Origin of the sequence: Metabacillus fastidiosus NBRC 101226, assembly GCF_001591625.1 — a bacterium.
GTDB classification, from domain to species: Bacteria; Bacillota; Bacilli; order Bacillales; family Bacillaceae; genus Metabacillus; species Metabacillus fastidiosus.
On record NZ_BCVG01000023.1, the window covers coordinates 1 to 24,305 of the forward strand.

The 24,305-nt window shown below is 36.1% G+C and carries 20 protein-coding genes; 11 read left to right on the forward strand and 9 right to left on the reverse strand.

From position 1 onward, the window contains the following. The first annotated feature begins 110 nt into the window (after positions 1-110). Genes BFA01S_RS08305 through BFA01S_RS08325 form a run of 5 tightly spaced genes read left to right on the forward strand, consistent with a single transcriptional unit; the run spans position 111 to position 5,346 of the window. Positions 111-962, forward strand: coding sequence for an ABC transporter permease (locus BFA01S_RS08305; protein ID WP_066228290.1), 852 nt, complete (start codon positions 111-113; stop codon positions 960-962). 19 nt (positions 963-981) lie between these two features. After that, positions 982-2,016, forward strand: coding sequence for an ABC transporter substrate-binding protein (locus BFA01S_RS08310; RefSeq protein WP_066228293.1), 1,035 nt, complete (start codon positions 982-984; stop codon positions 2,014-2,016). Between the two features lie 21 nt (positions 2,017-2,037). Continuing rightward, positions 2,038-3,426, forward strand: coding sequence for an LLM class flavin-dependent oxidoreductase (locus tag BFA01S_RS08315; RefSeq protein WP_066228296.1), 1,389 nt, complete (start codon positions 2,038-2,040; stop codon positions 3,424-3,426). Between the two features lie 20 nt (positions 3,427-3,446). Next, on the forward strand, positions 3,447-4,022 hold the full coding sequence (locus BFA01S_RS21830; protein WP_082799906.1) for a rhodanese-like domain-containing protein: 576 nt from the start codon (positions 3,447-3,449) through the stop codon (positions 4,020-4,022). Positions 4,023-4,047: 25 nt separating this feature from the next. After that, the gene (locus BFA01S_RS08325; protein WP_066228299.1) at positions 4,048-5,346 is read left to right on the forward strand and encodes an amidohydrolase family protein; all 1,299 of its coding nucleotides are present in this window, start codon (positions 4,048-4,050) and stop codon (positions 5,344-5,346) included. A 143-nt stretch (positions 5,347-5,489) separates the two neighbouring features. Here the strand turns inward: BFA01S_RS08325 and BFA01S_RS08330 are convergent, their stop codons facing one another. Further along, positions 5,490-6,668, reverse strand: coding sequence for a polysaccharide deacetylase family protein (locus BFA01S_RS08330; RefSeq protein ID WP_066228302.1), 1,179 nt, complete (start codon positions 6,666-6,668; stop codon positions 5,490-5,492). A gap of 241 nt (positions 6,669-6,909) precedes the next feature. Between BFA01S_RS08330 and BFA01S_RS08335 the strand changes: the two genes are divergently transcribed. Both BFA01S_RS08335 and BFA01S_RS08340 read left to right on the forward strand, forming a co-directional pair. Next, on the forward strand, positions 6,910-8,046 hold the full coding sequence (locus BFA01S_RS08335; protein ID WP_235842996.1) for a response regulator: 1,137 nt from the start codon (positions 6,910-6,912) through the stop codon (positions 8,044-8,046). A 128-nt stretch (positions 8,047-8,174) separates the two neighbouring features. Further along, positions 8,175-8,405, forward strand: a complete 231-nt coding sequence (locus BFA01S_RS08340; RefSeq protein WP_066228309.1) for a hypothetical protein — start codon at positions 8,175-8,177, stop codon at positions 8,403-8,405. A 124-nt stretch (positions 8,406-8,529) separates the two neighbouring features. Here BFA01S_RS08340 and BFA01S_RS08345 read toward each other — a convergent pair whose 3' ends face one another. Together BFA01S_RS08345 and BFA01S_RS08350 are read right to left on the reverse strand one after the other, a co-directional pair. Beyond that, positions 8,530-11,541, reverse strand: a complete 3,012-nt coding sequence (locus BFA01S_RS08345; RefSeq protein ID WP_066228312.1) for a hybrid sensor histidine kinase/response regulator — start codon at positions 11,539-11,541, stop codon at positions 8,530-8,532. A gap of 142 nt (positions 11,542-11,683) precedes the next feature. Next, positions 11,684-12,595: a LysR family transcriptional regulator gene (locus BFA01S_RS08350; RefSeq protein ID WP_066228318.1), complete on the reverse strand. Its 912-nt coding sequence runs from the start codon at positions 12,593-12,595 to the stop codon at positions 11,684-11,686. A 171-nt stretch (positions 12,596-12,766) separates the two neighbouring features. Between BFA01S_RS08350 and BFA01S_RS08355 the strand changes: the two genes are divergently transcribed. Genes BFA01S_RS08355 through BFA01S_RS08370 form a run of 4 tightly spaced genes read left to right on the forward strand, consistent with a single transcriptional unit; the run spans position 12,767 to position 17,287 of the window. Then, entirely contained in the window at positions 12,767-13,804 is a 1,038-nt protein-coding gene (locus BFA01S_RS08355) for an extracellular solute-binding protein (RefSeq protein WP_066228321.1), read from the forward strand. 29 nt (positions 13,805-13,833) lie between these two features. Beyond that, on the forward strand, positions 13,834-15,597 hold the full coding sequence (locus BFA01S_RS08360) for an ABC transporter permease (RefSeq protein ID WP_082799908.1): 1,764 nt from the start codon (positions 13,834-13,836) through the stop codon (positions 15,595-15,597). Further along, complete coding sequence (locus tag BFA01S_RS08365) at positions 15,560-16,663, forward strand: ABC transporter ATP-binding protein (protein WP_066228324.1); 1,104 nt, start codon at positions 15,560-15,562, stop codon at positions 16,661-16,663. The genes BFA01S_RS08360 and BFA01S_RS08365 overlap by 38 nt, the downstream gene beginning before the upstream one ends. Before the next feature lie 12 nt (positions 16,664-16,675). Beyond that, complete coding sequence (locus tag BFA01S_RS08370; protein ID WP_066228327.1) at positions 16,676-17,287, forward strand: metallophosphoesterase; 612 nt, start codon at positions 16,676-16,678, stop codon at positions 17,285-17,287. A gap of 54 nt (positions 17,288-17,341) precedes the next feature. Here the strand turns inward: BFA01S_RS08370 and gdhA are convergent, their stop codons facing one another. The 6 genes from gdhA to BFA01S_RS08400 all read right to left on the reverse strand — a co-directional run bounded on the left by gdhA (position 17,342) and on the right by BFA01S_RS08400 (position 24,161). Further along, the gene (gene gdhA / locus BFA01S_RS08375) at positions 17,342-18,715 is read right to left on the reverse strand and encodes an NADP-specific glutamate dehydrogenase (RefSeq protein WP_066228330.1); all 1,374 of its coding nucleotides are present in this window, start codon (positions 18,713-18,715) and stop codon (positions 17,342-17,344) included. A 462-nt stretch (positions 18,716-19,177) separates the two neighbouring features. Continuing rightward, the gene (locus tag BFA01S_RS08380; RefSeq protein WP_066228332.1) at positions 19,178-20,539 is read right to left on the reverse strand and encodes an LLM class flavin-dependent oxidoreductase; all 1,362 of its coding nucleotides are present in this window, start codon (positions 20,537-20,539) and stop codon (positions 19,178-19,180) included. Between the two features lie 15 nt (positions 20,540-20,554). Continuing rightward, positions 20,555-21,406, reverse strand: coding sequence for a MetQ/NlpA family ABC transporter substrate-binding protein (locus BFA01S_RS08385; RefSeq protein ID WP_066228335.1), 852 nt, complete (start codon positions 21,404-21,406; stop codon positions 20,555-20,557). A 106-nt stretch (positions 21,407-21,512) separates the two neighbouring features. Further along, positions 21,513-22,163, reverse strand: a complete 651-nt coding sequence (locus BFA01S_RS08390) for a methionine ABC transporter permease (protein WP_066228338.1) — start codon at positions 22,161-22,163, stop codon at positions 21,513-21,515. After that, a complete protein-coding gene (locus BFA01S_RS08395; protein WP_066228341.1) occupies positions 22,105-23,184 on the reverse strand; it encodes a methionine ABC transporter ATP-binding protein in 1,080 nt (359 codons plus the stop codon). Before BFA01S_RS08395 ends, BFA01S_RS08390 begins: the two co-directional genes overlap by 59 nt. 131 nt (positions 23,185-23,315) lie before the next feature. Further along, the gene (locus tag BFA01S_RS08400; protein WP_066228344.1) at positions 23,316-24,161 is read right to left on the reverse strand and encodes a MetQ/NlpA family ABC transporter substrate-binding protein; all 846 of its coding nucleotides are present in this window, start codon (positions 24,159-24,161) and stop codon (positions 23,316-23,318) included. Positions 24,162-24,305 lie beyond the last annotated feature (144 nt).

A 24,305-nucleotide genomic window follows, 5' to 3' on the forward strand; every position in this document is an offset into this window, starting at 1 on the left:
CCTTTAAGGGCAGTTGATCTCCCACTTAACCTCTTCGAGTTTTTAGAATTTTGAAGTGGGAGTCTTACTGCTCTTTAAGGCTGGGATAAATGAAAGGAGTTGAATGATAAATGGCATCAGATGTTGCAAAGACGATCATCTTATCAAAAAAAGGCAGCTTGAGGAAACAATTTTTGTATAAAACATTTCGTTCTGAAATTTTCCTGCCTGTTTTAGCATTTCTAGTATTTATTACATTATGGCAGTTCATTTTGCAGCTTTTAAATATACCGAGTTATTTGCTTCCTAAACCAACTGATATTGCAAGTGCAGCGTTTGAAAATGGTACTAATTTAATAGAGTCGGTTTTGACAACAGCAATTGAATCTATATTCGGGTTTTTACTTAGCGTTATTATTGGGGTTTCAAGTGCAGTTTTATTAGCTAGTTCTCGAATTATTGAGAAAAGTATTTATCCATATGCGATCATTCTGCAAACAATTCCAATTGTAGCGATTGCACCAATTATTGTCATTTGGTTTGGTGCAGGAATTAATTCTATTATTGTTATTACTTTTCTTATTAGCTTTTTCCCTATGTTATCAAATACATTGATTGGTCTTCATTCGACAGATCAAAATTTGAAAAATTTATTTTACTTGTATAACGCAAATAGATGGCAGTTGATGTGGAGACTTAGGATTCCAGGGGCGCTTCCTTATATTGTTGGAGGACTTAAAGTGTCTTGCACATTATCTGTAATCGGGGCTATTGTCGGTGAGTATATCGCTGGTATTGGAGGGAGTCAAGGAGGTCTAGGCTATGCGATTACATCTGCAGCAATGAGGCTGGAAACCCCGTATTTATTTGCTTGCGGCTTATCGGCATCCTTACTTGGCATCAGTTTCTTTCTTGTTGTTAACTATATTTCAAAACGGTTATTAAGCTCTTGGCATGAATCAGAAATGAAAACAGAAAATTAACGGTAATGGAGGTTTTAATATGTTAAAAAGAGTTACAGCTTTGTTCATCTTTATTTTAGTATTTTCACAGATTTTAGCTGGTTGCGGAAAGACAGTGAATACGACGGATTCTTCCGTGTCTAATCCAAAAGAAAATACAGCATCTTCAGCAGAAACATCTGGTGAGCCTAAAAAAGTAACACAAGTACTGGATTGGTTTCCACAGCCTACACATGGTGGTCTATATACAGCACAGGTGAAAGATTTTTATAAAGAAAATAACTTAGATGTGACGATTCAGCCAGGTGGACCCCAAGTATCACCGGTACAAATTGTATCTTCAGGCCAAGCGGAATTTGGTCTGGCAAGTGCAGATTCAATTCTCCTTGCGCGTGAGCAAGGAATTCCGATTGTTGGTGTAGCAGCATTGCTGCAAAAAAGCCCTTCTGCATTGTTTTACCATAAGGGAGATTCAATTCAATCATTTGCTGATTTAAATGGACGTAAAGTGTACGCACATTTGCCTGCAACTTATTGGAAGTATTTAAAGCATACTTATAAATTAGACAGGGTAGAAGAATTCCAATTTAATGGGCAGTATACAAACTTTATTAATGATAAGAAATCATTAACACAAGGTTATACGACAAATACTCCTTCAAGTTTGAAAAAAGAAAATGTGGAGGTTGAATCTTTATTAGTCGCTGACAGCGGTTATGAACCATATTACAGTATTATTTTTACAACCGAAAAATATTTAAAGGAAAACCCTGATATTGTGAAAGCTTATGTGGCTGCATCAATTAAGGGATGGGATTTTTATAAAGATCATATTGAAGTCGGCAGCGAGGCGTTGAAGGAAGTGAATAAAGATGCTTCACTTGAAGAACTAAACGATGAAGCTAAGTTACAGAAGGAGTTTGTTTATGGCGGTGAGGCGGCTGAGAATGGTGTTGGCTATATGTCACTTGAACGCTGGCAAACATTAAATGAGCAGCTTCATGAAATTGGAGAATTAAAAAAGAACGAGGATGTACAAAAAGCATTCACGACAGAATTTTTACCGGAGAAATAAGAAGAGAGGGGACTTTATTTTATGACAAAACGTATTTACCTAAATGCTATAACGATCTCCGGGCCTACCGCATCTCCTGGGATGTGGGCCCATCCTGAAGACCGGGCTCATGAATATAAAAATTTGAACTATTGGACCGAGCTTGCCAAAACGTTAGAACGAGGCAAGTTCGATGCCATTTTTTTCGCTGATATGCTCGGTGTTTATGATATATACCAAGGAAAGCGGGATACAGCAATTCGCCAAGCGATTCAAGTACCGCTTAATGATCCAAGTTATTTAATTCCAGCGATGGCAGCTGTTACAGAAAATCTCGGCTTTGCAGCAACTTTCTCTACAACTTATGAACATCCATATTCGCTTGCACGTAAGTTATCGACGCTGGATCATTTAACGAGGGGAAGAATTGGATGGAATATTGTTACATCCAATCTGGATAGTGCAGCAAAAAATTATGGCCTTGAAAAGCAGATTGGACTCATTGACAGGTATGATCGCGGTGATGAGTACATGGATGTTGTATATAAGCTCTGGGAGGCAAGCTGGGAAGCTGATGCTGTTATTCAGGATGCTAATAATCGTGTATATACTGATCCATCAAAAGTGCATGATATCCAGCATGAAGGGCAATATTTTCAAGTCCCTGGTATTCATTTATGCGAACCTTCTCCACAAAGGACACCATTATTATTCCAAGCGGGTAACTCTACGCGTGGAAGAGAGTTTGCGGCAAAACATGCGGAATGCATTTTCTTAAATACACCTACTGTTGAGGCGACAAAATTTATTGTAAAAGATATTAGAGAACGGGCTGAAAGACAAGGGAGGGATCCGTCGAAAGTATTATTTTTCCCTAAAATAACACCTATTGTCAGAAAAACGGAAACCGAAGCACAAAGCTACTATGAGGAGCTTTTAAAATATTCAAGTACGGAAGGTATATATTCATTACTTGGTGCATGGTCAGGTATAGATTTTTCTCTATATGGGACAGATAAGCTGCTTGAATTTGTAGAAAAGCGTGATAATCGAGGCATTATAGAATCATTTAAACGCTCTAATCCAGATAAGAAATGGTCAGCAGAGGAGCTTGCTAATTTCTTTGCATTTGGTACAAGTTCTTTAACGATTGGAAGTCCTCAGCAAGTAGCTGATACAATGGAAAGCTTTGTCGAGGAAGCTGGTGTGGACGGTTTTAATATAGGGCATATTATTCAGCCCGGTACAATCAATGACTTTGTTGACCTTGTTATACCTGAATTACAGAAAAGAGGATTAGTACAAAAAGAATATAGTGAAGGAACATATAGAGAAAAGATTTTTGGTGAAGGACCTTATTTACGAGAGGATCATCCGGGACGCAGTATTGCACAAATAGCTAAAAAAGAAATTGTGTCATCTGCTCGATAATTAGGAGGGGGATTGTTATTTTGAAATATTTTGCTGTCATCTTAAAAAATTCAAAAGAGGAATTAGTATCGGAATATTTAGATGCGCATATTGCATATTTAGAGCGGCTGCGTATTGATGGAATAGTTACTGGAAATGGAAGGCTCCTTGATGGAGAAGGTGGGCTTATTATTTACAGAGGGCAATCACTGGAGGAAGTACAAAAGTTAGTAGAAGAGGATCCTTTCATTGTTCACAAAATAAGAACCTATGAAATTTATGAATGGGCAGTTAAATGGGCGCCGCACACCGGTCTGGATGGTATTAATGAGGTTGAACCCGCTGATTTAAAATCCAGCTTAGCTAAAGGCGACAAACCTATTATTATTGATGTTCGTGAAGAGGAAGAATTGAAACAGGGAATTATCCCAGGTGCTAAACATATTCCATTAGGTGATTTAGCAGATAGATATGGGGAAATTGAGCAAACGGATGAGATTTTTTTTATTTGCCGCGGAGGTAGGAGAAGTTTAAAGGCTTGCGAATTTCTAAAAGAAAAAGGATATAAAAATCTTATTAATATATCTGGCGGGATGACAAAATGGAACAAGCTGTAAAGATTGTAAAGGAGTTTTACAGTTTATGAGCGAAGTGCATTTAATTAACGCGAGACTGCCATTGAGAGATGAATTAGATCTTTACGAATTGAAAGCAGTTAACGGTGTCTGGGTATCTGTGCAGAAACAAGAAAGAATGGTGTATATGTCAGAAAGTATACCTATTCAAGATATTACACCGCGATATGAGCATGAGGAAGGAAGACCAGTAGATTTGGCAGGCAGGATAGTACTTCCCGGCTTTGTTGATGCCCATACACATTTAGATAAGGCTTTTACGATCCAAAATGTAAAAAATAGGTCAGGTACATTATTTGAAGCAATCAAAAATTATAATAAAGTTATCTCCAGTTTTACAAAGGAAGATATTAAAAGGAGAATAGAGCAGGCTGTACTACAGTCTGTTAAAAATGGGACTGTAGCGATCCGTTCTCATCTTAATTTTCCATATGAATATGGAGAAAGCATTGCATTTCGTACGATTTATGCTGCTTTGGAGGCGAGGGAATCATTGAGAGATATTGTTGATATTCAATATGTCCTCATGGTTCCCAGCAGGGAGCATTCGGCAGAGATGTGGAGAGCAGTAGAAGAAGCAATTAAAGCAGGTATTGATATTATTGGAGGAGCTCCTCATATTGTTCATGAACATGAAAGATTCACAGATGAACTGTTCAAGATTGCTGTGAAATATAATATCCCAATTGATCTTCATACAGATGAAAGAGATGATCCCCATATTCAAACGATCAGTTATCTTGCTGAAAAAACAATAGCTGAAGGTTATCAAGGTAAAGTAACCGCAGGCCATCTTTGTACATTATCAGCAATTGAGCCAGAAAAAGCTAATACGATTATTAATCGTATGTTAGAAGCTGAATTATCGGCTATTACACTGCCAGCGAGTAATCTTTATCTGCAAGGGAGAGAAGATGAAGGACCAGTTAGAAGAGGAATAACGAGGGTGAAGGAACTGCTTCACTCAGGAATAAAAACTGCTGTGGCTTCTGATAATATTCAGGATCCTTTTCATCCGTTTGGTAATGGAGATTTGCTTCAGGCTGGGCTGTTAACAGCATATGCTGCACATATGGGAAGCGAGGATGAACTTCAGTCCTTACTTCAAATGATAACAAGCTTACCGGCTTCGATTTTAGGTTTATCACAATATGGAATTGAAGCAGGTCATCCTGTACGATTCGTTGTTTGTGATGCTCAAACACATATAGAGCTTTTTTCTAATTTATCACCAAATCGTTGGGTATATCGTGATTTTCAGTGGCTTCATGTGAGTAGGAAAAATGGGGAATGGGGAAATATCTAAAAAGAAAGTTATGTAAGATAGATAAGAGTGGTTAAATTTCCATATAAAAAGGAGTGCAAAATAAATCATTTTTTCTGAAATAAAAGTTTCCAAACAAAAAGATGGAAAAGTATCTCTAAGATTTAACCTTTGAGATACTTTTTTTATTTTAGGTTAACTATTCGCAGATTTTGTTTCTGCAGTTCTTCAATAATTGTTGGTAATGCATCTACAACAGCTTTTGACTCATGCAAAAGGATGATAGAACCGGAAATGTTCGAGTGCTGAATATAATAAATAATTTTTTCAGGACTATGCGTTTTCCAATCTTCGGTATCCTTATTCCACATCACTATTTTTTGATTATTTTCATCTAAAAGTTGTAGTGTTGCATCATTTTTTTCCCCGTATGGGGGTCTAAAGAGGCTGACAGGTTCTCCTGTAATGTCTTCTATTAATTTATTTGCCTCGAAAATCTCGTTTTTCTGTTTTTCGTATGAGAGTTTCTGAAAATTAGCATGATGCATTGAATGGTTGCCGATAGAGAAGCCGTGGGAGTAAATATACTGGACATGATCTGGATATTTCTCAACATTTTGTCCAATAAGAAAAAATGTTCCGCCAACTTTATATTTCTTTAAAATATCAATGATCTCTGTGGAATATTTGGATGGACCGTCATCAAATGTAAGAGCTACGCTGTCTTCCTGAATGTGGTATGTAATGGGATCCGCCAGCTTGAAAGCGGGGGCATCACCTATATTACTTTTTACTTGTACATTAGGTTTTCGCTCTGTTTTCGCACTTTGAGCAGTGACATGTGTTTCTTGGGCAATCGATTTATTTTTCGAAAATGAGAAGCTGGAATAGGCTAGTACAATCATTAGTAAAATAAAAAATGCAGCGGCAGAAACGAAAATAGGCTTTCGAAAACTCCTTTTGGGAGTTACTGTTACTGCAGTTTCCCTGTCTAGATGATCGGCATGTAAGAATGATAAGTTTTGGAGCTGAGTAATCACTTTACTATTTTTCATCATTTTTAACTGCTCTGCGTATTGTTCCGAACATATAAAGTAGCAGTTTTTATTTTTACCTTCATGAGTTTTAATGAAAAAACTCATATGCTGCTTTTTTATTACATCCCAAGTACTGTTAAACGACAGGCTGTATTGATAATTTTTTTCAAAACTAATCGCATTTTCTAAATGACTTGCTGTCTCCTCATCAATCTCCCAAAGTAATTCAATACTGTCATTAAGCGAAATTTTTATTCTTAAATAATTCTGATTCCATTTTCTCTCTATTGATAATAATTCAAGCAGTTTATTAGAATAGGCTGACACATAATGACCCTCCCTTCATTTATAAATGATAGAATAGTAGTTTATCTAATATTATTGTATGTTTATGCTGATTAATGTCAACCAAGTTAGCAAAAAATGAAATTCTTTAATAGGATAATTTTAGGTGTTTTATATTGTTGTATAGTACTATTCAATCTTATAATGAATAGATAATAAGACTTATTAGATGGAAACTGAAATAGTTATCTGAGTAAAATGACATTTGTTTAAGGAGAAAATGATGAACATAATCCTAGTAGATGATGAACAGCTTGCCTTAGACCTCCTAGAAAATCGCCTTGTTAAAATTAATGGTATTAAAGTCATAGATAAATTTTTAGATCCAATAAGCTGTTTGGAGGGAATTACTGATAAGCAAGTTGATATTGTTTTTTTGGATATTAATCTGCCGGAAATGAATGGATTGGAATTGGCAGAGAAAATTTTAGAGAAGAAGCCGAATGTAAATATTGTTTTTGTCACAGCCTATGATGAATATGCAGTGAAAGCTTTTGAGATTAATGCACTCGATTATATTATGAAACCGGTCAAATTTGATCGACTAGAAAAAACAATAGCAAGAATTTTAAACCAATATGTTAATAATGAGAAAAAACAGATTTTGCAAGAAGAGAATATAAGAGTAAATGTTTTTAGACAGCTAACGATTGAAGCAGAGGGAGGCAGAATAGAGAATATTCCTTGGCGGACAGCAAAAACAAAGGAGTTATTCCTTTTCTTACTTCAACATCGTGAACAGCTTGTTCGTAAATCCCTTTTAATTGAACTGTTTTGGCCTGAACATGAACTGGAAAAGGCTTATTCGCAGCTGTATACTACTGTGTATCATGTCCGAAAAAAGCTGAAAAAATTTAGTGAGCATTTTCAAATAAGCAATACAACAGAGGGATATATTTTAAATCTTACAAATGTTATTTTAGATATGGAAGAATGGGAAAATTATATTAATTCACATTCTACATTAAATATGGAAATAATAGAAGAATACATAGAGAAAATGAATTTATATACAGGCGATTATTTACAGGAATATGATTATTTATGGGCGGAAAATGAGCGATACCGCCTGCAATGTCTATGGTTACAAGCGGCTATGAAAGTAGCAGGCTTTTACTATGATCATGGGGATGTGGAGAAGAGTATTACATGGTATTTAAATATATGCAGCCTTCAGCCGGAAGCAGAGGAATCACATTTTGCTTTAATGAAGATTTATGCAGAAAGAAATAATCAATTACTAGTGAGACAGCAATATGAGAAACTCAAAAAAATCTTAAAAGAAGAGTTAAATGAGACACCGAGCAGCAGTGTCGAGAAATGGTTTAATGAATGGAATAAAGTGTTAAGAAGAAGATGAAGTTTACTGAGGAACAGTGTCCCTAGTAAGCTTTTTAGTGTTGGAGAACTGTTTAGAATTTGTATAGTTATCAAGGTAATAATGTAATGATATGTGTCATTTCATATGAAGGAGTGATAAATGTCAAAATGGAGAAATATGAGTATTTGAAATTATTGAATAGAAATATACAAAAACAAATAAACCTTTGGCTGAATAAAAAGGATAAGATCAACAATATTGATTTATATAATTTTTTATATTCGATAGTTAATGGCGCTTTAACAATTGGCTTTGAAAAAGGAGAGAAAATTACAGAGAGATTAATCAGCCAGTTAAAAGAGAGTAGTAAAACTGAATGGGATCATATTGAGATTTAGTGAATCAGATCAGCTTATATTAGTCATATAACTAAAAGACCCTGTCATCGAATTTGGTGACGGGGCCTTTTAGGCACAATCAGTTTATGAGATCTGTTGGAGACTTGTCGGACAGTTGCATCTTTTATAATGAATGATCTTTATTTGGTATTTGAAAACGGACAGTTGTCCCTTCATTGAGTATACTTTCAATTTTTAGACCGCTCCCATACAACTGTTTTAGACGGCGGTCTGTATTAAGCAATCCAATCCCTCTCGATGTATCAGGTTTATGAGTAAGAATTTCTATTAGCTTTTCCTTGTCGATTCCTACTCCATCATCTTTTATTACTATTTCATTATATTTTGTTGACTGAACAATTTTTATTAATATCGTTCCGCCGCGCCTGCGTTTAAGAATCCCATGCCTTATTGCATTTTCCACTAAGGGCTGAATAGATAATGGTGGTACTTGCAAGTTAGGAATTGTTTGATCTATTTCCCATATCACTTCTAGTCGATCTCCAAACCGTTCTTTTTCGATAAATAAATATGAACGTACTAATTCAAGTTCATGGTCAATTGGAATGAGGGGCTGCATATTCTTCGTGTCAAAGCTCTTTCTCAAATATTTCCCAAACTCTTCGAGAACATCGATCATCCTTGTCGTATCAATTTCACTTAGGGAGGCAATCGTATTTAATGTATTAAATAAGAAATGGGGCTGAATTTGGGCTTGAAGCCATGCAGCTTCCATACTGAGACGCCTGCTTATAGATTGTTTTAAAGAAATTAATGTATGAACTCGTGATTTTAACTCAATTGCATCCACCGGCTTTATGACATAATCATTAGCTCCGGAATTAAATCCAGTATATATATCCACAGGCTGGCCGCGGGCGGTAAGAAGCAGGATAGGCAGCTCTGAAATAGAGAACTGTTTACGGATATGAGTACATAATTCGTAACCAGACATATTAGGCATCATAATATCAGAAATAATTAAATCCCATTCACCTATTTCTAACTGAGACAAAGCTTCTTTTCCGCTTGTAACTGTAATAACTTCATATTTTTCAGAAAGAATATTGCTTAATATTTTTAAATTAATTGGATCATCATCCACAATTAATAATCTCGGTCTGAATTTGTTCAGCTTAGGAATTTGTACAGTATCAGCGGGCGTAATCGCAGTATCTTTTATTAGGTCGGTAACTTTAGTTACTGCTACTTCACTTTGCTGTTGTTCAGTACAATTATTTGCTAACGGAACAGTAAAGGAAAAAACGGAGCCTTTCCCTAGCACAGATTTCGCTGTTAAATTCCCGCCATGCAATTCAACGAGTTCTTTACATATGCTAAGCCCCAGTCCAATACCTTCTGATGAGAAACTATGATTTCCCTGCATATAGGGATTAAATATATTCTCAATTATCTCATTTTTTATACCGACACCAGTATCCTCTATATGAATGACAGCAAATTGTTCAACTGCTTCCGCCTTAATAGTGATACTGCCTTCTTCCGTATGTTTAACTGCATTATGAAGAAGGTTAAATAAAATTTGAATAAAGCGGTTTTCATCTACAAATATTTTCGGAAAGTTGGATGGAATATTCAAGACAAACTTAATTTTCTTATCCCCAATCATAAAATGAAGCATATCAATTACGCCAGGAGATATTGCTTGAATACTAATCTCCCTTTGATTTAAAGTGATTCTTTGTTCCTTTAGACGAGAAATATCCAGTAAATCGTTTAGTGTAAAGGACATTCGGCGACCTATAGCAATGAGTAATTCTAAGTCTTTTTTATGAGAATTTGTTTCTTTACTCACAATTGACTGTGCAATATTTATAATCCCGTGTAAAGGATTACGCAGCTCATGTGATGTTTTAGCTAGAAAGTCATCTTTTTCTTTATCCGCTTGTTGAAGCTTAACCGCTAGTTCGATATTCTGGTTTGATACTCGAATAAAATGCTTAAACCAAAATATTGCAAATGCGCTCATTGCAATGAGAATTTCAAATGGATAGTAAGGCAGCGATATTAGTCTATAATATTGTGCTACTCCCCATGAATTGCTGGCAATACAGCTTGTGAGAGCAATCAATAAAAATATTGTGTCCTTTTCTCCTTTGCGGATTGCCTGAAGTACTAAAACAAAGCTCAGAGTAAAAGAAACTATAGTGATAAAAAGATTAAATTTCCCTAAATATTCAAGATATTGTATTGGTGAAATTATAGTCAATATAGCAAAACAGATAAAGAAAATCGAAAGCCAGTGAAAAATTTTCCGTTCACTTATTTTTAGCACTATGGATTTGAGAAAATGAACGGTGAGTACTGGTATGCTGCCGTATGACAAACGCCATAATTTTTGATGCCATTCGTTATTCATTGAAATCCAGTTGAGTAGTAGTTTATCATCAGCAAATAGAATAGATATGATTGCTGATAACAAGAGCAGTGCATAATAAATTAGCTCTTTTTTTCTAAAATCCATTAAATATAAAATACAGGCATATAAGAAATGTACTAATAAAATAACACAGGTAATAATTTGCCAATTAATAGAATTAGTTCCTTGTTTAGTAATAGCGGTATCTGTTCCAAATTTAATTGATTTCGTAATTCCGCTCAAGGAAGTGTGACTATAGTTTTTCAGCCCGGCAATTTTATCGTTTTCACTTAAAGAGGAGTAATCATAATTCGAGACATGAATAATGATATCAACTATATCGTCCTCTGATGGAAAACTAGCGGAATATGGAATTATTTTAGCTTCATATTTTTGTGGAGACTCTGCTGGCTTCCCAGCGCTCGCTACTAATTTACCATTTACGAAAACTTTAGATGCAGTAAGAATTCTTTGGATATGAATGCTGAATAGCTGGTCACTGTTTTTCGGAAGTAAAATCCGTAAGTGATAAGTTCCAAACTTACTAGGAGGGTTGCCTTTTGTTTTTTCCGGTATATATACATAGCTTCTTTTATCAGGGATACTTGAATCAGGAGCTAAGAAACTGTTCTTGTAAAACTCCCATTGTCCATCAAGAGTAATTGTTTCCTTATCAGTAAATGTCCATCCCCGTAGGTCCAGAATTCCCTTTTCTGCTTGAGGATGATCAGGAGCACGGTGATATGTGATCCACATTACTCTAAAACTGATTAGGAAGAGATGGAATATAAGTAAGATAAATAATATTTTTTTAATTGATAGAGTATTGTTTTTTTTCATAGATTATTTGATTCCTTTTATAAATAAAAGTAGAAATGTAGTGTTAGGTTTGTTTTTTCTACTTAACCGCTTTATTTAATTCCTTCAAAGATATCGTTAAAAAATTCATAAACTTCTCCATTAAAGGTGTAAGCAGCTGATTCTTCCTGTAAATAATATAAATAAATCTTTCGTTAATATAGTTTGGCAGTGGTTTTTCCACTAAACGTCCCTCTTTAATCTCACGTTCTACACTTAATTTTGGAACGATTGAAAGGCCTATATTGGAAGCAATTGCTTCCTTAATTGTTTGAATAGAGCCTATTTCCATTCTAATTGTCAGTTCAATATTATTTTCCAAAGCCCACTTTTCTGTTAAGCGTCTGCTCACAGAATTTTTTTCATGGAGAATAAATGGAAATGGGATGAGGTCTGTAGGTCGAATTGTTTCCATATGATTAAGAGGGTGGTCTGGATGCATAATTAAAACTAATTTATCCTCGATAATTGGAATAATAGATAGATTATTATCTTGTAATTTTCCATATGCTATTACACCGAGATCCAATTCATAATTTTTCACCTTTTCTAAAATAGAAGGTGCCTTTTTGACCATAAGAGAAATATGAACTTCTTCATACTGTTTTTGGAAGTTTGATAAATAAGGTGGAAGAATATAAGAAGCAGGTGTATAGCTTGCCCCCAATGAAACATTCCCCCGCTGCAATGATTTATATTCTTTCATTGTTCTTTCTGACTCCTCTGCCAGATGGACAATTTGCATAGCGTAGTAGTAAAGTGCTTCTCCCGCATCGGTTAATTTCCAGTTTCTTGATGAAGTTTGAGTGAATAACGGGACACCTAAATTTTCCTGGAGTCGGTTTAAATGAAAAGTAACCGTAGGCTGTTTCAAATTTAATAATTCAGCTGTTTTAATCAGCTTTCCAGTTTGAGCTGTTGAAACGAAAATCTTCAGTTGTTGTAAATTCATTATCTTTTACACCCGCCTTTCCTGTCTTCCAGTATAAAACATTATAGATAGTATCTATATAATAATTGAATAAATTTAGTATTTTTTAACATGATGTTTACAATAGCTTTATTTGGGCTTAATGGCAAAGCATTATTCTGTAACAGAAGACATATAAAGGAGGGAAAGTTAATGAAAAAATTCATCGCACTTTTATCAGTATTTTTATTAGTAATGGCAGGCTGTTCACAGGGAAGCAGCGGGAGTACAGAAAAAGAAAGTACAGCTAAATCAGATCCATCGAAACCTCTTGTCGTTTATTTAAATGACTTTGATGAGATGATTGGACCATTATTTGAAGAGAAAACAGGATATAAGGTGGAGCTTGTCAGCGGGAATGGTGCTGAGATTCAATCACGTATTGCTGCGGAAAAAGGAAATCCAAACTGGGATATTGTATGGATGGATGGACAAGCTGCTTTTGCAAGATGGGATAAGGAAGGAATTTTATTAGGAGACTGGAAGCCTGAAAATGAAAAAAATCTAAATGAACTGGGGCAGTCGCTTCTATCAAAATCAAGTTCATATTTTCCAACTGGGGCACATGCCTCCAGTGTCATTGTGTATAACACAAATGAAATAAGTAAAGAAAAAGCACCAGCTACATGGGATGACCTGGCTAAGCCGGAATTTAAAAATGCTGTTGGGATGGCTGACCCAGCTGTTGCTGCACCAGCATATCCATTCGTTTCTTGGTTCTTTCAAGATAAAGGCTTAGAAGAAGGGAAAAAATTCTTTGGAAATCTGTTTGAAAATGGTGCAAAAGTGTATCCGAAAAACCCAAATGTCGTAGAGGCTCTCCTGAACGGTGATATTAAGGTTGCTGCGCTTCAAGAATCAAATGCTTATACAATGAAAAAGAATGGAGAACCAATTGAGATTGTGTGGCCGAAAGAAGGTGCTCCTGCTTCTGTTCGCTATGCGGCGATAAGCAAAAGCTCCCAAAATACTGAAGCAGCAAAAGCATTCATTGAATTTTTACTAGAAAAGAAAACACAGGATGAAATGATAACAGCAGGTGCGGAAGGGTACTATAGTTCTTCAGTTTCAGATGTGAAAGGTCCTTCAGACAGACTGGAAAATCCAAATTTACTTATAGCTGAGCCGGAATGGTCAGCTGAAAATGAGGCAGTAATTAAAGAATGGTTTGCAGATCAGTCTGTTAAATAATGACTGTTTTAAAGAAAGGAAGGTGTAAAATGAAGGTTTTATCACGGATTTCTAGATCACTATCCACCCCAAGTATGATGGGGTGGGTAGTTACTGCTATCCTTTTCATCTTAATATTTTTACCTCTTTTGGCTGTCCTATTACAAATTGTTCTGCCGGGGATGTTTTTCGGAGAAGGCCATTTTGCCGGATGGGATTTGCTATTTGAAATTTTTGAGCGCGAGTTATGGAGAAAGTCACTTATGAATTCTCTTATTCTTGCAATTGGAACGGCAGTGCTTGGCACAGCACTGGGCGGAATACTTGCTATTTTTCGAAAAACAGTGGAATTCAGAACAGCATTATGGCTTGATTTTACAGCATGGGCATTATTGATTTTGCCATCTTTTATTCTTGCACAAGGCTGGGTGCTTTTTTCAAGTGGAAAAGGGATAGCAAATCAAATTTTCGGAATTAGCTGGGTGACAGAGTTCATTTTTCAGCCGTTTGGTTTGATTTTTATTATGACATTATGTAAATTTTCGTATGCGTATTTAGCGGTAACCGCAGCATTAGAATGGAATGTTGCAAGGTATGGTGAAGCAGCCAGACTATGTGGAGCAAATGTATGGTCAGCATTTCGTACCGTTCATTTCCCATTAATACTTCCAGCCTTTTTATCGGGTGGAGCATTAATTTTTATGGATACAATTGGTGACTTTGGATTACCGGCATCCCTTGCTGCGGTATATAGTTTTCCGACATTACCTTATTCTATTTATACAGCACTTTACACAGCGCCAATCCGTTTTGATATGGCAGGTGTTCTTTCCTTCTATTTAGTTGGAATCATCATTATTGCCATGGCTATTCAAATGTGGGTATTAAGGAAGGGTAAATTCCATTCCCTTAATGAACGGGCAGAGCGTTATAAACCTAAAAAAGGGAAATATTCCCCTTTATTTATGATAGTAAATATATGTTTTCTATTAATTGCCTTAGGAATTCCGCTTGGGAGTAATCTATTAGTTTCATTTATGAAAACGATTGGCAACGGCATTTCACTTAATAACTTTACGGTGGATCATTATCTTTCCTTATTAAACATTGAATCAACCGTAATACAAGGGCTGATCCATTCGATAGTAATAGCAGGCGTAGCGGCTGTTGTTAGTTTAGGAATAGGTTTTATGATTACATATGTACTTGTATTTACTAATTTTAAATTGCGTCCGTTAATTGATTCATTATCTATCATCTCTTTAGCTGTACCGGGAGTCGTGCTTGGAATAGGCTATATTTTTATTTGGAATCAATCATGGCTGGAATCAATAAATCTGCATTTGTACGGGACACCCTGGATTTTAGTGCTGGCAAGTATTGCGGGTGCTATTCCAATTTCCACGAGGTTAATCCTTAGCTCCATGACGCGAGTTCCACAGAGTCTTCTATCCTCTGCTGCCCTCCAAGGAGCACCATTAATTTCAAGGATTCGTTATGTGCTTGTGCCGCTTATTAAAGCATCGCTACTAACGGCAGTATTAACAGCATTTGGGACAAGTGTTTTTGATTTGGCTATTTCTACGATTCTTTATCCGCCTAGCTTCATCACCTTACCGGTTGCTATTAATCGGGCATTTGAAGATTTAAATTACGGTTATGCTACAGCAGCAACGATAACGAGTGGAACAGCTGTCGTCATTATTATTATGATAATTAAATTTCTAGGTGAAAGAAGCTTTAACAAGTCAGTAAGTCATGTACAGGAGGATGAATATGTCGTTAATCATTCGAAACATATCGAAGAATTTTAATGGATTGCAAGTATTGAAGGATATTTCATTTTCCGTTAATACTGGAGAAATTATTAGTATACTTGGACCTTCAGGCTGCGGGAAATCAACTTTGCTTCAGCTGGTAGCAGGTTTGCAGCTTCCTAGCTCAGGGGAAATTATCCTTCATAATGAATTGCTCTCTTCTTCCAAATTTCTCATGCCTCCAGAGAGAAGGCCGATTAATATGGTGTTTCAAGATTATGCTCTTTGGCCTCATATGACTATTGAGCAAAATATTGTTTACGGCCTGAAATTAAAACAAGTAAAAAAGCATATTATTGAAGAGAAGAAACATAAATTATTTGAATTATTAAGCTTAAGGGGGTTAGAGAATCGCTTTCCGGTGCAATTATCAGGGGGGCAACAGCAAAGGGTGGCAATCGCAAGAGCTTTAGCTACTGAACCTAAGTTATTGTTGATGGATGAACCGCTTTCGAATCTAGATATGCAATTGCGGTATGAAATGAGAAATGAGCTTTCATATTTACTTCGCCAGTTAGGTACAACAGTCTTGCATGTTACACATGATCCGCTTGAAGCATATGCCCTTGCAGACCGTATTCTTATTTTAAGGGATGGCAGTATTGAGCAGCTGGGTACCCCGAAACAAGTATGTGAACAGCCTGCTTCATTATGGGTAGCAGGGCTTTTAGGAATGACAAATCGATTACAAGGGATAGCTGTAAATGAGCAACTGTCTGATGGGCAAACTGTTCTAATTGGAGAGACGCTGATTACTGGAAAAGGGGAAGTAAAGGAAGGAAATGAAGCTGTTGTCATGATTAATTCAGAGGATATTAAAGTGTTAGAGCAGACATCTGCTGCTTTGAATGATAATTGCTTACAAGGTAAGGTAATACACACTGTTTATGAAGGGAAGAAGTGGAGAATTATCATTCATACTGCGGGTGGAAGAGTGACTGTCTTACATGAAAAAGCATTTCCAATAGATACAATTGTACATCTTGAATTTCCTCTTAAAGATACATTGGTATTTGCTAAAAAGGATGAGAAGAAATTAGAGCAGACAGTTCGAAGCAAGTAAGGAGGTTAAATATTGGGAAGGATACTTGCTATATCAGATATTCATGGGCATGGTGATTCATTATTAAGCCTGTTAACATATTCAGGGTATAATCCCGATCAAGATCGTTTATTTCTCCTGGGAGATTATATTGGAGAAAATACTGATAATTTTAAAACACTTGAGATAATTGAGGAGCTTGTACAAAAGGGAGCGGTTGCTTTAAGAGGGAACCACGAAGAGCGCGTGATTGAAAAAAATATGAAGAAAGATATATTTACACAGAGGTGGAAGCCGTTTTTTTCTTCATTACCTTATTGGTATAAAGAATCAGATTTCTTGTTTGTTCATGCAGGCATCAGGCCTGGTATTGCACTAAAAGATCAGAAATTTGAAGACTTTATAACAATCCGTGAAGCATTCTACTGTTCATCATTTCAACATGATGAAACGATCGTCTTCGGGCATACGCCGGCATATCGGCTCGGTACGCCAACAGGTGAATTTTGGCTTTCAGAAAATAAGATAGGGATCGATACCGGAGCAGGACATGGTTATTTTTTAAGTTTGGCAGATTTAAATAATCGGCTTCAGTACAGGATTTCAGTTAATAAGATTGGTTTCGTGGAAAAACGTCATTTTTAAAATACATGAAGCATAATAAAAAGGAGAGAATGGCATCCATTCTCTCCTTCCATATTAGATTACACCTTGTGCCATCATTGCATCTGCTACTTTTAAGAAACCTGCAATATTTGCACCAACTACAAGATTACCTGGGTAACCATATTCGTTAGCTGCATTTACAGCACTCTTGTAAATATTAACCATGATGTCGTGAAGTTTTGCATCAACTTCTTCGAATGTCCAAGCAAGTCTCATGCTGTTTTGTGCCATTTCTAAAGCAGAAACTGCAACGCCACCTGCATTAGCAGCTTTTGCTGGTCCGAAAAGAACACTGTTAGTTAAGAACACTTCGATTGCTTCTAATGTTGAAGGCATATTTGCACCTTCACCAACAGCTTTAACACCGTTAGCAACTAGAAGTTTAGCTGATTCTTCGTTAATTTCATTTTGTGTAGCACATGGAAGAGCAATATCACAAGGGATTGACCAGATTCCAGTACAGCCTTCATGATATTCTGCATGTGGATGTACATTTACATACTCGCTGATTCTTTTTCTTTCTACTTCTTTGATTTGTTTTACTGTAGCAAGGTTGATTCCATTTGGATCATACACATAACCGCCAGAATCACTACATGCAACAACTTTAGCACCTAAACTTTGAGCTTTCTCGATTGCGTATGTTGATACGTTACCAGAACCAGATACAACAACAGTGCTTCCTTCAAAGCTTGATCCTGCATCTTTTAACATTTCTTGTACGAAGTAAACTGTACCGTAACCAGTAGCTTCTGTACGTCCTAAGCTTCCGCCGTAGCCAAGTCCTTTACCAGTTAAGACACCAGCTTCGTAACCGCCGCGAATTCTTTTGTATTGTCCGAACATATAGCCAACTTCTCTAGCACCAACACCGATATCACCAGCAGGTACGTCTGCATCAGGACCGATATATTTGCAAAGCTCAGTCATGAAGCTTTGTGTAAAGCGCATGATTTCATTATCAGATTTACCTTTAGGATCGAAATCAGAACCACCTTTACCGCCGCCGATCGGCTGACCTGTTAAGGAATTTTTAAAGATTTGTTCAAATCCTAGGAATTTGATGATACTTGCGTTTACAGATGGGTGGAAGCGAAGACCACCTTTGTAAGGTCCGATTGCACTGTTAAATTGAACACGGAAACCACGGTTTACATGAACTTTTCCATTATCATCTACCCATGGAACTCTGAAAGTGATTAAACGTTCTGGTTCGGAGATTCTTTCAAGAATACCGCTTTCCATATATTTTGGATGTTTTGCGAAAACAGGTACAAGTGAGTCAAAGATTTCTTTAACTGCTTGGTGGAATTCATTTTCGTTAGGATTACGTTTTTGAATAGTTGCAAAAACTTCTTCCACATAATTTTTAGCAACTTGATTTCTTTCTTCTGTAGAAATAGTCATTTATTCGACCTTCCTTCTTTATGATTAATGTTAATTATTAAATTAAACAATTGTCAGTATTGCTATGCACTTATTTTAGTACTTGGAAAACATTGAAACAATATGGATTTTAGATAATATTAATGCCGTAATGAGATAGGTAGAGGGGAAATGGGGGATAGCGGATAGATGATAAAGGAATGAGGGTGTCCGAAAAGGGTGAAAAGCAACCCTTCTCGGACACCCTGCTGAAAGGCCCTGCGATGAAAATTCAGTAAAATCAAGGATTTGGTGACAGGGCCTTTCTGCTTTTCAAACTTATCAGGGACTTATTGGACAGCCCCACAACTCATTTATCAAGTAAATTGGAGGTGAGCTGTTTAATAACCATATCGTCCTGGAGAGGATTAAAGGTTGCACATTATACATCTTTATTTGTTGATAAATCAGTATACTGTGCTATCTCCGTCTCATTGCTTACAACTAAATCTTACTATAACTTTTAGATGCTCCTGTTTTTTGAATGAATACATTTTTCGGCTTCTTTAGATTAAGGTGTTCACGGAGAGTATTTCCCTCATAATCTAAGCGGAATAATTTTCTCTCTTGTAAGATTGGAATGACTAGACGAACAAAGTCCTCTAAATCATTGGGCAGAAGCGGGAATTGTATCATGAATCCATCTGCTGCTTTTTCAGTAAACCATTTCTCCAATTCATCAGCAATTTGAACTGGGGTACCGATGAATCCGTCTCGTCTGGCTGCTCCAAAAAATCTTGTATACAAGTCTCCAACTTTTAGATCTTCTTTTTCAACAATTTTTTTCATTTCATTAAAATTACTTTGAATACTGTTTACATGTGGAAATTCAATCTCTCTCGCAGGTGTATCAAGAGAGTATTTTGAAAAGTCCACATTACCCATGTAACCTGAAACAAATTTTAAAGCTTCATAAGGATCGATTAAGTTTTGTAAATCATTATATTTTTGGATAGCAGCTTCTTCTGTTTCTCCGATAATAGGGGAAATACCGTGAAGAATATGTAACTCATCTTCGTTCCTGCCAAAATCCTTTAGCTGTGATTTAAGTTTTTTATAATGGTGTTTTGCTTCTTTTATATTATCCCAGTGAACAAAAACTACTTCTGCTGTCCGTGCAGCTAATCTTTGTCCTGGAAGAGAGGCGCCGGCTTGAATAATAACGGGCTGACCTTGTTTGGAGCGGGCAATATTTAACGGTCCTTTAACGGAAAAGTACTTACCTTTAAAGTTCAGCTCATGTAATTTGTCAGGGTTAAAAAACTGTCCGGTTTGCTTATTATATGTAAATGCATCGTCTTCCCATGAATCCCATAATCCTTGTACAACGTCAATAAATTCTTCCGCTCTTTCATAACGATGATCATGCTCCCAATGTTTATCACGGCTGAAGTTAAGTGCTGTTTCACCAGTTGCATCAGCCGTTGTTACTACGTTCCAGGCAGCCCGGCCACCGCTTATATGGTCAACAGAGGCAAATTGACGAGCAAGTATGTATGGTTCACTATATGTGGTAGAAGCAGTAGCTCCTACACCAATCTTTCGGGTTACAGCACTAAGAGCTGTAATTAATACAACCGGATCGAATCTATTTAGTATTTGCGGATGAGACTCCGGATTAATCGCCAGACTGTCCGCGATGAAGGCTAGATCGAATTTCCCTCTTTCTGCAGTCTGTGCTAAATGCTGCAGCGCTTCTATATCAATACTGGTGTTGGGCTTTGCTGATGGATGACGCCATGATGCAACATGTATACCAGTTCCGACTAAATATGCGGCTAGTTTCATTTCTCTGTTTTGGCTCATTTACAGTTCCCTCGCTTACTTATTTGAATATGTTTCTTTATATTGACTTAATTCGTCCAATGTAATAAATGTCGGAATATAGTTTCCTTTATAAGTATCTTCAATAAATTTCTCAGTTTCCTCTGATTGATAGATATTAACTAATTTTTGAAAAGTTTTATTTTCAAGGTTCTCTTTTTTTGCTGCAATTATATTAATATATGGTTTTGCAGTTTTATTTTCATGGATTAATGCATCTTTTAAAGAAAGTCCTGCTTCTACTGCTACACCATTGTTAATAACAGAGCCCGCAGTATCCTCCATTACCCTTGGTGTACTTGCACTGTCTACTGGAACGATTTCAAGTTTTTTTGGATTGTCTTTTATCTTATCTGCTCCCCCATTGCCGTCAAAGTCATCAACGACCGTTAAAAGTTTTGCTTCTTGCAGCAGTAATAATGCGCGTCCCCAATTTGACTGGTCATTTGGCACAGCAATTTGTGCACCATCTGGAATTTCATCGATTGTTTTGTATTTAGTTGAATATAAGCCGATTGGAGCAATAATGGTCGTTCCGATCGGTACTAGGTTCGTATTGTTTTTAGAATTAAATGAATCCAAGTATGCAACATGCTGAAAGGCATTTACATCAACATCACCGTTTATTAGAGCTTCATTAGGGTCATAGGCAGAAGAAAAGTTAACTATTTCAATTTCCAGACCTTCTTTTTTAGCTTGTTCCTTTAAAAATTCCCATGTGCGCAGTTCATAGTTTCTAATACCAACTTTAATTTTTTCGTCTTTTTCTTGAGTGTTAGTACTGTTGCTTGAGCATCCAGCGAGGAGAATAATAAGCGTTAATATAGTGAATATTGTTATCTTTTTCATTACAGTTCCTCCATAATTTTATAGTGGATGGCAGACAGTAAAGCCAGATTGAACTTCTCTAATAATAAGCAAAGATATATTGAAGCTTCTAGTAACTGAAAAGTTTTTATAGTCTTCTAATTTTTCTTTCAAGAATATTTCCAATGCCTTGAACAGCCTGAACAATGAAAACTAGAATGATAACTGTAACAAAAATTGTAATTGTGCTAAAACGCTGATATCCATAGGTTATAGCGACATCACCTAGTCCACCGCCGCCTATCGCACCTGCCATTGCTGTTGCTCCAATTAAACCAATTGTAGCCGTCGTTATACTGAGGATCAGTGATGCAAATGATTCTGGAATAATAAAGCGAGAGATAATTTCAAATGGGGTTGCACCCATAGATTTTGCTGCTTCAATAATTCCCTCATCTACTTCTAACAGTGAATTTTCAACAAGCCTTGATATATATGGACCAACATGAAGAACAAGTGGGACAATCGCTGCCGTTGTTCCGATTGATGTTCCTACAATCAATCGCGTAAGCGGGATAATAGCAACAAGTAAAATAATGAAAGGGATGGAACGAAAAATATTAACGACTGGATTTACAATAGAAAAGATAAATTTGTTCTCTAAAATATGTCCCTTTCTCGTAACAACTAGTAAAATTCCAAGGAATATTCCGAGGATGCTTCCGAAAAAGAGTGAAATGCTAACCATGTAGAGCGTTTCCCACAAAGCTTTCAAAATGAGCTCCGTACTTACTTCCATTGACAGTCACCTCCGTTACTTTCACTTTTTGGTCATGAATAAATTTTAAAGCTCTATCAATTTCTCTATTGTCACCGATTAATTCAACAATTAAGTTACCGAATGGAATGTTCTGAAGTTCAGTAATGTTACCGTATAAAATATTAATTTGTACATCGAACATTTTTGCTACTCTGGAGACGAGAGGCTGCCCGGTACTTAAACCAAGAAAATCAATTTTGAAAATACGGCTGAATTTATCTTTTTCGCTTAATAATTTATATACTGTTTCAGGAATTTCATCGCGTATGACTGAGCGGATAAAATTACGTGTCGTTTCTGTTTCAGGATTAGCAAAAATATTAATGATTTGCCCTGATTCAACGATGCGTCCATTTTCCATGACGGCTACATTGTTACAAATTTGCTTAATAACTTCCATTTCATGAGTGATCATTAAAATTGTAATATTATATTTTTTATTTATTCTTTTTAGTAATTGTAAAATTGATGTTGTAGTTTGCGGATCAAGTGCAGATGTTGCTTCATCACATAATAAAATAGATGGATTTGTTGCTAGTGCACGAGCTATACCAACCCTTTGCTTTTGACCGCCTGAAAGCTGGTCTGGATAACTTTCTGCTTTATCCTCCAGGCCGACAAAATGAAGAAGTTCATCTACACGATTTTTAATTTCTTCCTTCCCTTTTTTACTTAATAGCAAAGGCATCGCTATGTTATGAAAAACAGTTTTTGAGTTAAGTAAATTAAAGTGTTGGAAAACCATTCCGATATTCTTTTTAGCTTCTCTTAATTCTTTGTTAGAAAGGGCTACTAAGTTTCTTCCTTCGACAATGACTGTTCCGGAAGTTGGGTATTCCAATAAATTGACTATACGAAGGAGTGTGCTTTTTCCTGCACCGCTAAATCCGATGACACCGAAAATATCACCTTTCTCAATTGTAAGATTAATATCTTTTAATGCTTCGATCTCTTTTGCCCCATCGTTAAATAATTTTGAAACTTCATGAAAATGTATCAAAGTGAGCCACCTCGATTTTTCTTAATGATTATCATTGGTTTTCAGAAGAAGGTTGTGAAATGTTCATGAAGGGGATATAAAGATTAGCTTCATGAACATTCCTGACATGAACAGTTTCTTATTTTTGCTATTTAGAAGGCTGGAACAACAGCACCTTCATATTTTTCTAGAATAAATTTCTTTACTTTCTCAGTCGTTAACACTTTTGCAAGCTTCTGGATTGGCTCGCTGTCTTTATTGTCTGGACGAGAAACTAGAATATTAACATATGGAGAATCGGTTCCTTCAATAATAAGAGCATCTTCAAGTGGCTTAAATCCACCTTCTAGAGCATAGTTTGTATTGATTGCTGATGCCTCTACGTCATCAAGTGAGCGTACAAGAAGCGGACCGTCAACAGGAACGAATTCAATTTTTTTATCATTTTTCTTAATATCTTCAATTGTATAATTCCCATCTTTTTCTTTATTCAATTCAATAATATTGTTATTTTCAAATAATAATAATGCTCGTGAAAAGTTAACAGGATCTTTAGGGACTGCTACTTTCGCTCCTTCCGATAAATCTTCAATCTTTTTGATTTTTTTTGAATAAACACCAAAAGGTTCAATATGTACACCAATAACTTTTACTAAGTCCAAGCCGCTGTCCTTATTTACTTGTTCTAAAAAAGGTGTATGTTGGAAGAAGTTGGCATCGATCTGTTTCTCAGCAGTTTGCTGATTTGTTTGGATACCGTCTGATGAACTGACTTCCAATTTAATCCCTTCTTTTTCTAAATCAGATGCAATATACTCCAATATTTCTGCATGTGGGGTAGAGGATGCACTAATTTTTAAGGTTACTTCTTTCTTTTCTTCTTTTTGCCCATTGTCCTTGTCTGCTGCAGTCGATGCTTTTTCACCATTTCCGCAACCTGAAATAACAAGAGCCAGAAGGGTAGTGAATACTGCTGCTAACCATTTTGCCTTTTTCATTAAACAACACTCCTTTTCTACCAAGTAAACACATTAATTAGAGTTGTTTACTTGGTTTTAATGTTTGATATTCCTCTTTTAAAATTAAGAAGAGGTCATTTTATTCAAATAATTTATTCTTGGGAGAGGATATAAAATGAATTT